This is a genomic window from Streptomyces sp. NPDC053541 (assembly GCF_044544705.1).
Classification (GTDB): domain Bacteria; phylum Actinomycetota; class Actinomycetes; order Streptomycetales; family Streptomycetaceae; genus Streptomyces.
The window spans coordinates 151545-164675 of sequence record NZ_JBITXM010000013.1; the positions used below are offsets into that span (position 1 = coordinate 151545).

The 13131-nt window shown below is 72.1% G+C and carries 12 protein-coding genes; 6 read left to right on the forward strand and 6 right to left on the reverse strand.

Going from position 1 to position 13131, the window contains the following annotated elements:
* Positions 1–25: 25 nt before the first annotated feature.
* The 4 genes from ACIGW2_RS31305 to rsmI all read right to left on the reverse strand — a co-directional run bounded on the left by ACIGW2_RS31305 (position 26) and on the right by rsmI (position 3654).
* Positions 26–1183, reverse strand: coding sequence for a ubiquitin-like domain-containing protein (locus tag ACIGW2_RS31305; protein ID WP_391654632.1), 1158 nt, complete (start codon positions 1181–1183; stop codon positions 26–28).
* A 72-nt stretch (positions 1184–1255) separates the two neighbouring features.
* On the reverse strand, positions 1256–2125 hold the full coding sequence (locus ACIGW2_RS31310; protein ID WP_399847373.1) for a TatD family hydrolase: 870 nt from the start codon (positions 2123–2125) through the stop codon (positions 1256–1258).
* 70 nt (positions 2126–2195) lie between these two features.
* Complete coding sequence (locus tag ACIGW2_RS31315) at positions 2196–2627, reverse strand: hypothetical protein (protein WP_356064300.1); 432 nt, start codon at positions 2625–2627, stop codon at positions 2196–2198.
* A gap of 139 nt (positions 2628–2766) precedes the next feature.
* On the reverse strand, positions 2767–3654 hold the full coding sequence (rsmI, locus tag ACIGW2_RS31320; protein ID WP_361585801.1) for a 16S rRNA (cytidine(1402)-2'-O)-methyltransferase: 888 nt from the start codon (positions 3652–3654) through the stop codon (positions 2767–2769).
* Positions 3655–3707: 53 nt separating this feature from the next.
* On the opposite strand from rsmI, the gene ACIGW2_RS31325 reads away from it, so the two are divergent.
* Positions 3708–5507 carry a dolichyl-phosphate-mannose--protein mannosyltransferase gene (locus ACIGW2_RS31325; protein ID WP_399847377.1) on the forward strand — a complete coding sequence of 600 codons (1800 nt, stop codon included), beginning with the start codon at positions 3708–3710 and terminating at the stop codon, positions 5505–5507.
* A 195-nt stretch (positions 5508–5702) separates the two neighbouring features.
* Positions 5703–6104 (forward strand): hypothetical protein, encoded by a 402-nt coding sequence (locus ACIGW2_RS31330; protein ID WP_399847380.1) that lies wholly within the window; start codon positions 5703–5705, stop codon positions 6102–6104.
* A 1431-nt stretch (positions 6105–7535) separates the two neighbouring features.
* Here the strand turns inward: ACIGW2_RS31330 and ACIGW2_RS31335 are convergent.
* Positions 7536–8216 carry a hypothetical protein gene (locus ACIGW2_RS31335; protein ID WP_399847381.1) on the reverse strand — a complete coding sequence of 227 codons (681 nt, stop codon included), beginning with the start codon at positions 8214–8216 and terminating at the stop codon, positions 7536–7538.
* Between the two features lie 185 nt (positions 8217–8401).
* Here ACIGW2_RS31335 and ACIGW2_RS31340 point away from each other — a divergent pair, with 185 nt between their 5' ends.
* From ACIGW2_RS31340 to ACIGW2_RS31355, 4 genes are all read left to right on the forward strand, one after another.
* Positions 8402–10039, forward strand: coding sequence for a penicillin-binding transpeptidase domain-containing protein (locus ACIGW2_RS31340; protein WP_391654637.1), 1638 nt, complete (start codon positions 8402–8404; stop codon positions 10037–10039).
* A 67-nt stretch (positions 10040–10106) separates the two neighbouring features.
* Positions 10107–10619: a YbaK/EbsC family protein gene (locus ACIGW2_RS31345; protein WP_361585807.1), complete on the forward strand. Its 513-nt coding sequence runs from the start codon at positions 10107–10109 to the stop codon at positions 10617–10619.
* Complete coding sequence (locus ACIGW2_RS31350; RefSeq protein WP_399847384.1) at positions 10616–11467, forward strand: EamA family transporter; 852 nt, start codon at positions 10616–10618, stop codon at positions 11465–11467. The genes ACIGW2_RS31345 and ACIGW2_RS31350 overlap by 4 nt, the downstream gene beginning before the upstream one ends.
* 12 nt (positions 11468–11479) lie before the next feature.
* On the forward strand, positions 11480–11977 hold the full coding sequence (locus ACIGW2_RS31355; RefSeq protein ID WP_399847387.1) for an NUDIX hydrolase: 498 nt from the start codon (positions 11480–11482) through the stop codon (positions 11975–11977).
* On the opposite strand, the gene ACIGW2_RS31360 is transcribed toward ACIGW2_RS31355, so the two are convergent.
* The gene (locus ACIGW2_RS31360; RefSeq protein WP_391654641.1) at positions 11922–13085 is read right to left on the reverse strand and encodes a serine hydrolase domain-containing protein; all 1164 of its coding nucleotides are present in this window, start codon (positions 13083–13085) and stop codon (positions 11922–11924) included. The genes ACIGW2_RS31355 and ACIGW2_RS31360 overlap by 56 nt on opposite strands.
* Positions 13086–13131 lie beyond the last annotated feature (46 nt).

Genomic DNA, 13131 nt, shown 5'->3' on the forward strand with positions numbered 1-13131 from the left:
GGCGCGGCCGCGCCTGCCGCACCGGTCACTGGTGCAGCCGCCGTCCGCAGTGCGGCCAGGGGCTCGCCCCGCGCTGCACGTACAGCTTCTTCGCCCGGAAGGTCTGCTCGGCGGCCGGCGCGTCCTGGGCGACGCCGCTGCCGCCGAGCGCCCGCCAGGTGCCGGGGTCGAACTGGTAGAGGCCGCCGTAGGTGCCCGAGGGGTCGACGGCGTCCGGGCGGCCGCCGGACTCGCAGGCGGCGAGCGCGCCCCAGTTGAGCCCGTCGGCGCCGGCCACCGAGGTGGGCAGCGGCCGGGTGCCGACCCGGACGCGCTGCGAGACCGGCTCGCGGACCAGTTCCTCACCGGTGCGGCGCGGCTTCTGCCGCACCCCGTTGACGGTCCGCAGCGTGTACGTGACGCGGCGGACGCCCGGCACGCCGCGCCGCTCGACCAGCTCGGTGCCGGCGAAGAGCTCGGGGTCGCGGGTGCGCTCGACGGCGAAGGGCACCGGCTCCTCGCGGATCTCCCGGGTGCCGGTGATCCGCAGCACCGCCACGGTCTGCCCGTCGCGCGGGAAGGAGTCCAGCGGCACCGAGGTGGTGTCCTGGCCGGAGAGCGTGATCCCGGCCTCCTCGACGGCCTCCCGGACGGTGGCGGCGTTGGTGCGGACGGTGCGCTCCCGCCCGTCGGCCAGGAAGGTGACGGCCCGCTCGGTGCGCACGTCCAGGGCGAGGCCCTGGCGGGAGATCGGCGCCGACCGGGACACCGAGAGGTAGGCGCCCTCGGCCCGCACGCCGAGCTGCCGCAGCGCGCCGTCGACGGTGCGGGCGGTGGTCCACACCTGGCGGCGCCGCCCGTCGAGGGTGAGGGAGACCGGGCGCCCGTAGCGGACCACGACCTCGTCGCCGCTGGTCAGGGCCGCGCCGGGGCCGGGCGCGACGATGTCGTGCGCGCCGACGGCCAGGCCCTCGTCGGCGAGCAGCTCCTCGACGTCGTCGGCGAAGGTGTGCAGGGTGCGCGGGACGCCGTCGACGGAGAGCCGCACCGCCTTGTCGTCGGCGACGAAGGCGCTGGTGCCGCCCGCCAGGAAGGCGACGACGAGGGCCTGCGGGACGAGCCGCCGCAGCCCCTCGGCGGCGGGCGGGCTCGCCTTGCGGCGCCGGGCGGCCCGGCGGGCGCCGGAACGGTGCGAAGTGCTCACGAGGCCGGGACCCTAGCCCCGCGCACGGTCACCCCGCCGAACCGACCGGCTACGACACGTAACCGTTATGGATCAGTAATCGAAGGCGCGGGCCGTGTTCACGGCGATCGCCCCGGCCATCTCCTCCTCGCCGATCCCGCGCACCGCCGCCATCGCCCGCACGGTGACCGGGATCAGGTACGGGGCGTTCGGGCGGCCCCGGTAGGGCGCGGGGGTGAGGAAGGGGGCGTCGGTCTCGACCAGGACGAGCTCCAGCGGGGCGACGGCGAGGGCGTCGCGCAGCGGCTGGGCGTTCTTGAAGGTGACGTTGCCGGCGAAGGACATGTAGTAGCCCTTGGCGGCGCAGATCGCGGCCATGTCGGCGTCGCCGGAGTAGCAGTGGAAGACGGTCCGCTCGGGCGCGCCCTCCTCGTCGAGGATCCGCAGCACGTCGGCGTGCGCCTCGCGGTCGTGGATGACGAGGGTCTTGCCCTGCCGCTTGGCGATCTCGATGTGGGCGCGGAAGGAACGCTCCTGCGCGGCCATGCCCTCGGGGCCGGTGCGGAAGAAGTCGAGGCCGGTCTCGCCGACGGCGAGGACCTGCGGCAGGGCGGCGAGCCGCTCGATCTCGGCGAGGGCGTCGTCGAGCGCCGCGTCGCCGCCGGCCTCCCGGGCCCCCTGCCGCGACCACCCGTCCGGGTCCCCCAGGACGATCCTCGGGGCCTCGTTGGGGTGCAGGGCGACGGCCGCGTGCACGTGCTCGTACGCGGCGGCGGTCTCGGCGGCCCACTGCGAGCCCTTGAGGTCGCAGCCCACCTGGACCACCGTCGTCACGCCGACGGCGGCGGCCTTGACCAGGGCCTCCTCGACGGTGCCGGACTGCATGTCGAGGTGGGTGTGCGAGTCCGCGACCGGGACGGGCAGGGGCTCGGGCAGCGGCGGCGGGGCGTCCTTGGCACTCATGGTCCGATCGTACGAGGACCGGTCGGGAGCCGGTCGCACGCGGGCCACGAGTGCGACCGGCCCCGCGGGACTACCGCCGGGAGCGGCGGGGGTGGAAGAGGTCGGAGAGGTGCCAGTGGTGCGGCACCGGCGGCGGCTCCTCGGCCGCGGCCGGCGAGTCCTCGGTCAGCTCCTGCCCGATGGGCCCGGCGATCGACACCGGCCTGGTCGCCCTGGCCCCGTGCGTGTGCCGCTCGGTCGCGGCGACGGTGTCGAGCACCGAGGACACCTTGCCCGCCCGCATGATGCGGACGACGTGGCTGCCGCAGTTCATGCAGGTCGGGCGGGACAGCGGCGAGGGAACCCGCTGCCCGTCGGCCTTGTAGACGACGAATTCGATTCCTCGGGCGTCGGTGTGGTGCTCGATGTCGTAGGCCTGCTCCCAGCCGTAACCGCACCTCATGCACGCGAAGGCGTACGCCTCGTGGACGACGGGCGTTCCGGTGCCGGTGATCTCACTCATTCCAGCTCCTCTCCACTGATCCAGTGGACGCCTTTTCGGGCCGGAACGCATCAGCGCCGGAGAAACCATGGACGCTCTTTGGCGTTCCCTTGCCCAAAGGGCTTCGAGCGGGCCCGCCGCCGGGTTTCCGCTTTGCCTTTCAGATTAGTCCTTTACCGTTTCCGGGGCCCTCCGCGGCCGCGTTCTTTGCCGCCACGACGGCATCGAACACCTCCCGCTTGGGAAGCCCCGCCTCCGCGGCGACCGCCGCGATGGCCTCCTTGCGCCGCTCCCCCGCCTCCTCGCGCACCCGCACCCGGCGCACCAGCTCCTCGGCGTCGAGCTCGGCCGGCCCGGTCTCCGGGGCGCCCTCGACGACCACGGTGATCTCGCCGCGCACGCCCTCCTTCGCCCAGGCGGCGAGCTCGCCCAGCGGGCCGCGCTTGACCTCCTCGTACGTCTTCGTCAGCTCCCGGCAGACGGCGGCGCGCCGCTCGGCGCCGAAGACCTCGGCCATCGCGGCGAGCGTGTCGTCGAGCCGGTGCGGGGCCTCGAAGTAGACGAGGGTGCGGCGCTCCTGCCCGACCTCGCGGAGCCGGGACAGGCGCTCGCCGGCCTTGCGCGGCAGGAAGCCCTCGAAGCAGAAGCGGTCCACCGGGAGGCCGGACAGGGCCAGTGCGGTGAGCACGGCGGAGGGGCCGGGCACGGCGGTGACCTTGATGTCCCGCTCGACGGCCGCGGCGACCAGGCGGTAGCCGGGGTCGGAGACGGAGGGCATGCCGGCGTCGGTGACGAGCAGCACGCGCGCGCCGCCCTCCAGCGCCTCGACCAGCTCGGGCGTGCGGGCCGACTCGTTGCCCTCGAAGTAGGAGACCACCCGGCCCTGGGTGTGGACGCCGAGCGCGCGGGTGAGTCCGCGCAGCCTGCGGGTGTCCTCGGCGGCCACGACGTCCGCCCGCTCCAGCTCGGCCGCGAGCCGCGGCGGGGCGTCCGCGATGTCGCCGATGGGGGTCCCTGCGAGTACCAGCGTTCCAGTCACAAGGGTCATCCTCCCAGCCCGGACAGGCGACGCGCACAGGCGCGTTCCCTACGATGGCGCCCGTGACCAGAACCGCACCCGAGGCCCTGGAGGGTCAGCACCCCATGGATCCCGTGGACCCCATGGCGCCCGTGGACCCCACGGCTCCCCCGGCCCCCGCCGCGGCGGAGCCCTCCGCGTGGCAGCGGAGGCTGCGGCACTTCGGTTACCGGCCCGACACCGGGGCCGGTCTGTCCATCGGGCTGCGGGAGCGGCTCGTCCCGGCCTACACCCGGCCCTCGCCGCGGCTGTGGTCGCTGCTCGGCATCGGCCCGAAGGCCGCCGACCGGGTGTGGCGGCTCGCCGCGTGGGGCGGTCCGCTGCTCGTCGCGCTCGTCGCGGGCCTGCTGCGGTTCTGGAAGCTGGACCGGCCGCACGCGGTGATATTCGACGAGACGTACTACGCCAAGGACTCCTGGGCCCTGATCAACCAGGGGTACGAGGGGGCGTGGCCGAAGGACATCGACAAGACGATCCTGGCGAACCCGGACTCGGTGATCGTCCCGACCGAGCCGGGCTACGTGGTCCACCCGCCGGTCGGCAAGTGGGTCATCGGCATCGGCGAGAAGATCTTCGACTTCGAGCCCTTCGGCTGGCGCTTCATGGTGGCGCTGCTCGGCACCCTGTCGGTGCTGATGCTGTGCCGGATCGGCCGGCGCCTCTTCCGCTCGACCTTCCTGGGCTGTCTGGCCGGTCTGCTGCTCGCGGTGGACGGCCTGCACTTCGTGATGAGCCGCACGGCCCTGCTCGACCAGGTGCTGATGTTCTTCGTGCTCGCCGCCTTCGGCTGCCTCGTCATCGACCGGGACCGGGCACGGGCCCGGCTCGCCGGGGCGCTGCCGGTGGACGAGGACGGCGTGCTGCGGCCGGACGCGGAGATCGCGGAGACGCTGGGCCTGGGCTGGCGGCCCTGGCGGCTCGCGGCCGGCGTGATGCTGGGCCTGGCGGCCGGCACCAAGTGGAACGGCCTGTACATCATGGCCGCGTTCGGCCTGATGACCGTGGTGTGGGACCTCGGCGCGCGGCGCACGGCGGGCGCGGTCCGCGCCTACGCGGCGGTCGCCCGCCGCGACCTGGTCCCGGCCTTCGTCTCGGTCGTGCCGGTCGCGATCGCCACCTACCTGGTCTCCTGGTCCGGCTGGATCCTCACGGACAAGGGCTACTTCCGGAACTGGGCCGCCGAGCAGGACCGCCTGCACCCGGGCGGGACGTGGAGCTGGCTGCCGGAGTGGCTGCGCAGCCTGTGGCACTACGAGACCGAGGTCTACAAGTTCCACGTGGGCCTCAGCTCCCCGCACACCTACGAGTCCAACCCGTGGAGCTGGCTGGTCCTCGGCCGCCCGGTCTCCTACTTCTACGAGTCCCCGGCCCCCGGCACCGCCGGCTGCCCGGCCGACGCCAAGGAGAAGTGCGCCCAGGAGGTCCTGGCCATCGGCACCCCGCTGCTGTGGTGGGCGGCCTGCTTCGCGATCCTCTACGTCCTGTGGCGCTGGGCCTTCCGCCGCGACTGGCGCGCGGGCGCGATCGCCTGCGCCTTCCTGGCCGGCTGGGCGCCCTGGCTGCTCTACCAGGAACGCACCATCTTCCTTTTCTACGCGGTGGTGTTCATCCCGTTCCTGTGCCTCGCGGTGGCGATGATGCTCGGGGCGATGGTGGGCCCCGCGGGCTCCTCGGAAAGGCGCCGCACTTTCGGTGCGGTGGCGGCGGGAGTGATCGTCCTCCTCATCGTCTGGAATTTCATCTATTTCTGGCCCCTCTACACCGGAACGGCGATTCCGATGGACCAGTGGCGGAACCGGATGTGGCTCGACACCTGGGTGTAACGGGCTAAAGAGGGAAAGAGGGCGCGACCGACGGTCGTGCCCTCTCGATTGTCGTCGGTGACTGTTGGGGGCACTGGCAGCCCAGGACGGCCCGCAGATGGCCTGGCGGAGCAGCTCGCTCCCGACATCATGGAAGGCTGCATCTAGTCGAGGCGCTGCTGGTTCAATGGCAGTCCACACGACTGAGGGGGGCACATGACTCAGAAGGTGGTCCTCAGGTACGTCTGGGGAGACGGCACCTCAGGGCAGCACACGTGCAACAACAGAGCCGACGCCGAGAAGCTCCGCCGATCGATCGTCGCCCAGGCGGCAAGTACCAAGAAGAAGGTGTCCATCGACATCACAAGCGTCGATCCGTCGCACCTGGCACTACCTCAAGCCGCCCCCCAGCTGCGGCCACTGACTGCCAGAAAACCTCAGGCCTTCATCGCTGCCCTCGTCTTCGTGATTCTCGCCGTCGTCATCGGTCTCAGTAGCAGCGATTCGGAGCCGCTTCCCACCGCGCCGCAGAACCGTGAAGAGTGCGAGCGGGCCTACGAAGGCGTTGGAGACGGAACAGTGGACTGGCGCGGGCTCTGCCCAGTCATGTTCCCTTAGGGCCGCCCTCCGGGCGGACGACCATCGGGCACCCACTGGTCCAAGATGGCCTGCCTGTCCCCTCGCGGCTGCTCACCTCAGTCGTGTGCGTCGCCACCCACGCGGCTGGTGATGCGGACTGTGGCAGGGAGAAGACTTCGGCATATCCGAGGACGAGGTGGACCACGACGGCGGCTGGGTCTCCGTCGAGCATCAACTCAAGTGAATCCGAGGCAAGTTCGGCCTTCGTCCTGCCGAAGGATGGGAAGGTGCGCGGCGTACCCTCCCTCTGTCCGTGTCGGCCGCACCCGCCCGTGCAGGTCACTTTCCCCTGACGAACTCTGGCGGGCTACTCATGACCAAGTCGCTCATCTTCACCGGGCGGCCGGCAGCCACATCGGGGTGAGCCACTTCGACATTTTCCTGTCGAAGACCACTTGTCGCCGCCGTGGGCATGCCCCTACCTCCAACTTACTGAAGGCCACCCGACAGCCCCTCCGGCTGGGCAGTAAGGAGACGCATTCTCAATACGCCAGGATTCGCCACCCCCTCCAAAGCTCCTACCTGCGGTTTCTATTTTTACCGCCCTGGCGTCGCCACGGAGCGCCACGGTTTTTGCGCCATGGTCAAATCATGACTAAAGCCGCATTTCACGATCGGTCAATGACTGACGCTTGATGAAGTCGATGAACTGCGGTTACCTCGTCTTGCAGCGGCTTCATGTCTTGGACATTGGGGCCCTGCCTCCATACGCACGTCGGGCCTGACTATGGGATGCCGCCCACAGCCAGGCCCGTGTGCGGGGTAGCGTGGGTCCGGCCGAGCATCCGGCGGCCGGGCCCTCTTCCACCCGACCAGTCGTCCAGTCCCTGCTGCGTCACATGAAGCGTTCGACGCATCCCGCAATGGCAGCGATCGCCGTAAGTGCCAGCGCCGTCAGTTCGACCCAGTCTGGTAACTGGGCCTTACGACGCGACCTCTTCTTCGACCTCTCCATCGGTTCAACTTCCTCTCTCAGCCTCCCAACGGAGTTGGGGCCTGTCCCATGACAGGCGCTCGTGGAGAGAAGGCAGTGAACTCTCGCAACCTACCGCTGCCTCAACTCGATCCAGGACAAGATCCCTACTTCGCCACTGTTCGCCACGCCCCGCCCGCCGAAAGCGCCACCTTTCGTCCCCCGTGACGCTTTCGGCCATGCGCTCAGTACGGTTACCAACACAGCAGACCGTCTCTGCACAGCCCAGAGATTGCCTGGGAACTTCTCCACAGCCCGGCCGCCAGCTCCGTGGCTGCGCTGGATCCTTCTGCCCGCATACGCGAGGCTTCACCTATTTCTGACCCCTCTACACCGGAACGGCGATTCCGATGGACCAGTGGCGGAACCGGATGTGGCTCGACACCTGGGTGTAGGAAGCCCCACGGGGCTTCCTCGCCCTACGGGGCCTCTTCGCCCTACGGGGCTTCCTCGCCCAGCGGGACGAGGCAGAGGGTGAAGCCGCTGCGACCGGTCTCGGAGTACTCGGCGTAGCGGCTCGGGTCGCAGTGCTCGTAGCCGCTGTCGTAGCGCTTCTCGACCCGGAACTCCGCCTCGGCGGAGGAGCAGTCGACGACCACGACCTTCGGGAACATCTCGCTGCCCTTGTTGCGGACGCAGGAGCCGACCTCGGCGGTGCTCGCGGCGTCTTTGAAGGCGAACGCCAGCACGCCGACGAGGGCGAACGGCAGGAGGACGCCGAGTGCCTCGATCCGCCGGAGGAGCGGGCGGCCGGGGTTCGCCGGGGGCCGCACGCCGCCGGCGGGCGGGGCCAGGCGGCCCAGACGGATCCGCTGGACGAGATTGAGCACCAGGACGACGAACGTGTAGAAGAAGGACGCCGGTCCCCACCAGCCCTGATAGAGCGTCCGGGCCGTCATGTCCCGGTGCAGGGCGGTCCCGCAGTCCCGGCAGAGCGTCGCACGGCTCTTGGTCGTGCGCATGATCAGGACGAGGCCCTGGTGGGCGCGCAGGGTGGTGCGGAGGGCCGGCTGGGAGCCGCAGGCCTGGCAGCCGCCGACGGCGAGTTCGGGAACGGCGTGCTCGGACGGGACCGGCGCGGGCTCGGCGGGCGTCGGCTCGGACAGCGGTGCGGACATGGTGATTTTCCCCCCCGGGAAACAGAAAAGTGGTGCGTGAGCTGCTGAAGAGTACGGCCCGGCACCGACACACGGTCGGTTCCGCGGATCGCTATCCGGTAACAAGCGTCCGCGCTCTCACTCCTGACGCGGCGGCCGCCGCTTACGCTGCCCTGGGGCCGTACCTGGGGGAGGGAGGCGCAGTCATGCGCAGCGGGGCCAAGGTCGCGATCGTCGGCGGGGTGTTCGTCGTCGTGGCGAGCGGGGTGGGATACGGGGGTTACAACCTCTGGAACGGAATCACCGGGGGCTCGGACGGGACGGTGTCGACGTCCGGGGCCGACGGGAAGAAGACCGGTCCGGTGACCGGCGAGGAGGTCACGGCCACCGCGAAGGACTTCCTCGCGGCCTGGGCCGGCGGGGAGTCGGAGAGGGCCGCGCAGCTGACGAACAACCCGGTCGCCGCCGGGCCCGCGCTGCTCGGCTTCCGCGAGGAGGCGAAGGTCTCCGCCGCGCGGATCGTCCCGGGCACGCCGAACGGGACCACGGTGCCGTTCACGGTGCAGGCGACCGTCACCTACGAGGGCGTGTCCAAGCCCTGGACGTACACCTCGCAACTCACCGTGGTGCGCGGCCTGACCACCGGCCGGCCGCTGGTCGACTGGCAGGCGGCCGTGCTGCACCCGAAGCTGACCGCGGGCGCCTCACTGCGCACCGGCGGCGCGAAGAGCGGCGAGATCGAGGCCGTGGACCGCAAGGGCCGCGTCCTGACGGCGGAGAAGTACCCCTCGCTGGGCCCGGTCCTGGCCCAGCTGCGCGAGCGGTACGGGTCGACGACGGGCGGCAAGCCAGGCCTCGAACTGTACGTGGACTCGGGTGCGGAGGGCGTGCCGGACACCACGCTGCTGAGCCTGCGGAAGGGCGAGCCGGGCAAGCTGGAGACGACGATCGACGCCGACGTGCAGGCGGCGGCGGAGAAGGCCGTGGCCCGGTACGGCAAGGCGTCCGTGGTGGCGATCCAGCCGACGACGGGCGCGGTCAGGGCGGTGGCGAACAGCCCGGCGAACGGCTTCAACGCGGCGTTCGAGGGGGCGAAGATGCCCGGCTCGACGCTGAAGATCGTCACGGCGGCGCTGCTCCTGGAGAAGGGCCTCGTGAAGGCGAACGAGGTGACGGACTGCCCGCAGAACGTGCTGTACCAGGGCCGGACCTTCCACAACCTCGACAACTTCGCCCTGGAGGGCAGGACCTTCGGGTACGCCTTCGCCAAGTCCTGCAACACCGCCTTCATCAAGAAGATCGACGACGTCCACGACGACTCCGCCCTGGGCAAGGAGGCGCGGGAGGTCTTCGGCATCGGCCTGGAGTGGAAGACCGGCATCCGGTCCATGGACGGAAAGATCCCCGACGAGACCGGCGGCGAGGCGGCTGCCCAGTACATCGGCCAGGGCACGGTCCAGATGAACCCGCTGAACATCGCGTCGATCACGGCGACCGCCAAGGCAGGCGTCTTCCGGCAGCCCTATCTGGTCGCGGCGGACGTGGACGACCGTGAGTTCGCCGTCGCCGAGCGGAGGCTGCCGGCCTCGGTGGCGAAGCAGCTGCGGGAGATGATGCGGACGACCGCGACCACCTCCTACGGCACCGCGACGCGGGCCATGGCCTCCGTCGGCGGTGACAAGGGCGCGAAGACCGGCTCGGCGGAGGTCGACGGTCAGGCGACCTCCGACTCCTGGTTCACGGGCTTCTCGAACGACCTCGCCGCGGCGGCGTTCGTGGAGGGCGCCGGGCACGGCGGTGACGCGGCCGGACCGGTGGTGGCGCGGGTGCTGAGGGCCGGCTAGCGGGGGCGGGGAGCGGTCTCGTAACCCGGTCGCGTGCGTCGTACACGTACCGCTAGCCTGCGGGCTCATGACGAGTTCACACGCTGACGCCCACCCCCAGTTCGCCGCCGCCCTGAAGGAGTTGGGCCTGGACGTCGAGGTCCGGCGCTTCCCGGACGAGACGCGGACCGCGCAGCAGGCCGCCGAGGCGATCGGCTGCGCGGTCTCGGAGATCGTGAAGTCGCTGGTCTTCGCGGCGGACGGGGTGCCGGTACTGGTCCTGATGGACGGCTCGTCGCGGGTGGACGTGGAGCGGGTGCGGCAGGAGCTGGGCGCCGGGGCGGTCACGCGCGCCGACGCGCGGGTCGTCCGGGAGACGACCGGCTACGCCATCGGCGGCGTCCCGCCCTTCGGGCACCGCACCCGCACCCGGGTCCTCGCGGACCGGGCGCTGCTCGACCACGAGGTGGTGTGGGCGGCGGCCGGCACCCCGCACAGCGTGTTCGCGCTCGACCCGAAGGCGCTGATCGCGCACGCGGGCGGCACGCTGGTGGACGTCCGCGAGCGGGCCGACGAGCCCGCCGACGAGCGTTCGGCGTGACGCCCCTGGTCGTCACGGCGGTACTGCTCGCCGCCGTGACGCACGCGAGCTGGAACGCGATCGCCGCCCGCATCCACGACCAGCTGCTCTCCTTCACGCTGATCTCCGGCGGCGGGGCGCTGATCGGGCTCGTCGGGGTGTGCCTCGCGCCGGTGCCGGCGGCGGAAGCGTGGCCGTATCTGATCACGTCGGCCGTGCTGCACGTGGCGTACTACGCGCTGCTCATGAAGTCCTTCGCACTCGGCGACTTCGGCCAGATGTATCCGATCGCGCGCGGGACGGCGCCGCTGGTCGTCACCCTGCTCGCCGCGCTGTTCGTCGGCGAGATCCCGGACTCCGGGCAGCTCGCGGGCGTGGCCGTCGCCTCCGCGGGCCTGACCGGTCTGGCCCTGTGGGGCATCCGCGGCAAGGGCGCCCGGCCGCACTGGCCGGCCCTCCTGGCCGCCGGCGCCACCGGGCTCTCCATCGCCGCGTACACGGTCGTCGACGGCGTCGGCGTCCGCGCCTCCGGCACTCCGCTCGGCTACATCGCCTGGCTGATGTTCCTGGAGGGCCTGGCCGTCCCGGCCTACGCCCTGCACCGCCACCGCTCCCGTCTCCTGACCGAGCTCCGCCCCCACGCGGCCCGCGGCCTGCTCGGCGCCGCGATGTCCGTCGCCGCCTACGCCCTGGTCCTCTGGGCCCAGACGAAGGCCCCCCTGGCCCCGATCGCCGCCCTGCGCGAGTCCTCCATCATCGTCGGCGCCGCCATCGGCGCCGTCCTCTTCAAGGAACGCTTCGGCGGCCCGAGGGTCGCGGCGGCGGGCCTGATGGTGGTGGGCATCGGCCTGATGCTGTACGCGAGTTGAGGAGCACCGCCCATGAACACCGCCGTACGCACCCGGGTCTCCGCCTACGGACTCGTCCTCCACCAGGGCCGCCTCCTGCTCGCCCGGCTCGGCGCCGCCTCCCCCGTCTTCGCGCCCGGCCTCTGGCACCTGCCGGGCGGCGGCGTCGACCCCGGCGAGCAGCCCGCCGAGGCACTGGTCCGGGAACTCCACGAGGAGACCGGCCTCGTGGTGCGCACGGACGACCTCCAACTCCTCGACGCCCGCGGCTACACCGCCGCACGCGACGGCGTCCACTGGCACCTCGTCGCCCTCCTCTACGCCGTCACCCTCCCCACCGACGCCACGCCCGGCCCCCCGGTCGCCGAGAAGGACGGCTCCAGCGAGGCGGCGGCCTGGATCCCCCTCCCCGAGGTCACGGCCCTCGCCGCGGCGGGCCGCCTGTCCCCGCCGACGGCGGACGCGCTGGACCTGCTCAGAGCGAGGCCCGCACCGCACGTATCAGGGACTGGGCGCGGGGGTCGGCCGTGACCGTCTTGCGCATGCCGTTGGTGACGTAGCCGAAGGAGACGCCCGATGCGGGGTCGGCGAAGCCGAGGGAGCCGCCGCGGCCGGGGTGGCCGAAGGAGGTGGGGCCGAGGAGGGGGGAGGCGGGGCCGTGGAGCATGTGGCCCAGGCCGAAGCGGGTGCCGACGACGAGGACGCGGTCGGGGCCGGCGGACTCCTCGGTGCGGGCCAGGGTGAGGGTGGCCGGGGCGAAGAGGCGGGGGCCGCCGTCGACCGGGCCGAGGGTGGCGGCGTAGAAGCGGGCGAGGGCGCGGGCGGTGGCCACGCCGGCGGAGCCGGGCAGCTCGGCCGCGCGGTAGACCGGGTCGTTCTCGTCGGGGCGGGGGTCGATGACCCCGAAGGCGCGCCGGGTGAGGGACCGCGGGTCCTGGTAGGCGGCGGTCACGGCGGGCTTGGGGCGCAGCCGCAGCGCCGGGCTGTCGGCCGGTTCCTTCTCCTCGACCGGGCCGAGCCGCCCGACCCGGTGGGCCTCCTCCTCGGGCAGCCCGATCCACAGGTCGAGGCCGAGCGGGCGGGCGATCTCCTCGGCGACCCAGCGGCCGATGGTGCGGCCGGTGACCCGGTGGACCAGGCCGGACAGCAGCCAGCTGAAGGTGTGGGCGTGGTAGCCGTGGGCGGTGCCGGGCTCCCATGCGGGGGCCTGCGCGGCGATCGCGGCCGTGGCGGTGGGCAGGTCGACGGCCTCGGCGAGGGTGAGGGGGCGGTCCAGGACGGGGACGCCCGCGCGGTGCGCGAGCAGCTGCCGTACGGTCACCCGTTCCTTGCCGGCGGCCTTGAACTCCGGCCAGTACGTGGCGACCGGCGCGTCCAGGTCGAGCTGGCCGCGCTGGTGGAGCAGCAGCGGGACGGCGGCGGCGACGCCCTTGGTGGCCGAGCGCACGACCTGGGCGGTGTCGACGGCCCACGGGGTGTCCCCGTCGACGTCGCGGGCGCCGGCCCACAGGTCGACCACCTTGGTGCCGTCGCGGTAGACGGCGACGGCGGCGCCGCGCTCCCCGCGCTGCTCGAAGTTGCGCAGGAACGCGTCCCTGACCGGCTCGTATCCCGCCGCCACCGTGCCCCGGACGTCCACCTGAACCCACGCTTCCTCTCGTACGTACGAACCCCATCGTGCAACG

Excerpts from the sequence above, each read along its gene's own strand:
- ACIGW2_RS31330 (WP_399847380.1), top strand. The coding sequence starts at position 5,703 with ATGACTCAGAAGGTGGTCCTCAGGTACGTCTGGGGAGACGGCACCTCA.
- ACIGW2_RS31310 (WP_399847373.1), bottom strand. The coding sequence starts at position 2,125 with ATGAGTGCCAAGGACGCCCCGCCGCCGCTGCCCGAGCCCCTGCCCGTC.
- rsmI (WP_361585801.1), bottom strand. The coding sequence starts at position 3,654 with ATGACCCTTGTGACTGGAACGCTGGTACTCGCAGGGACCCCCATCGGC.
- ACIGW2_RS31335 (WP_399847381.1), bottom strand. The coding sequence starts at position 8,216 with ATGTCCGCACCGCTGTCCGAGCCGACGCCCGCCGAGCCCGCGCCGGTC.
- ACIGW2_RS31345 (WP_361585807.1), top strand. The coding sequence starts at position 10,107 with ATGACGAGTTCACACGCTGACGCCCACCCCCAGTTCGCCGCCGCCCTG.
- ACIGW2_RS31355 (WP_399847387.1), top strand. The coding sequence starts at position 11,480 with ATGAACACCGCCGTACGCACCCGGGTCTCCGCCTACGGACTCGTCCTC.
- ACIGW2_RS31315 (WP_356064300.1), bottom strand. The coding sequence starts at position 2,627 with ATGAGTGAGATCACCGGCACCGGAACGCCCGTCGTCCACGAGGCGTAC.
- ACIGW2_RS31340 (WP_391654637.1), top strand. The coding sequence starts at position 8,402 with ATGCGCAGCGGGGCCAAGGTCGCGATCGTCGGCGGGGTGTTCGTCGTC.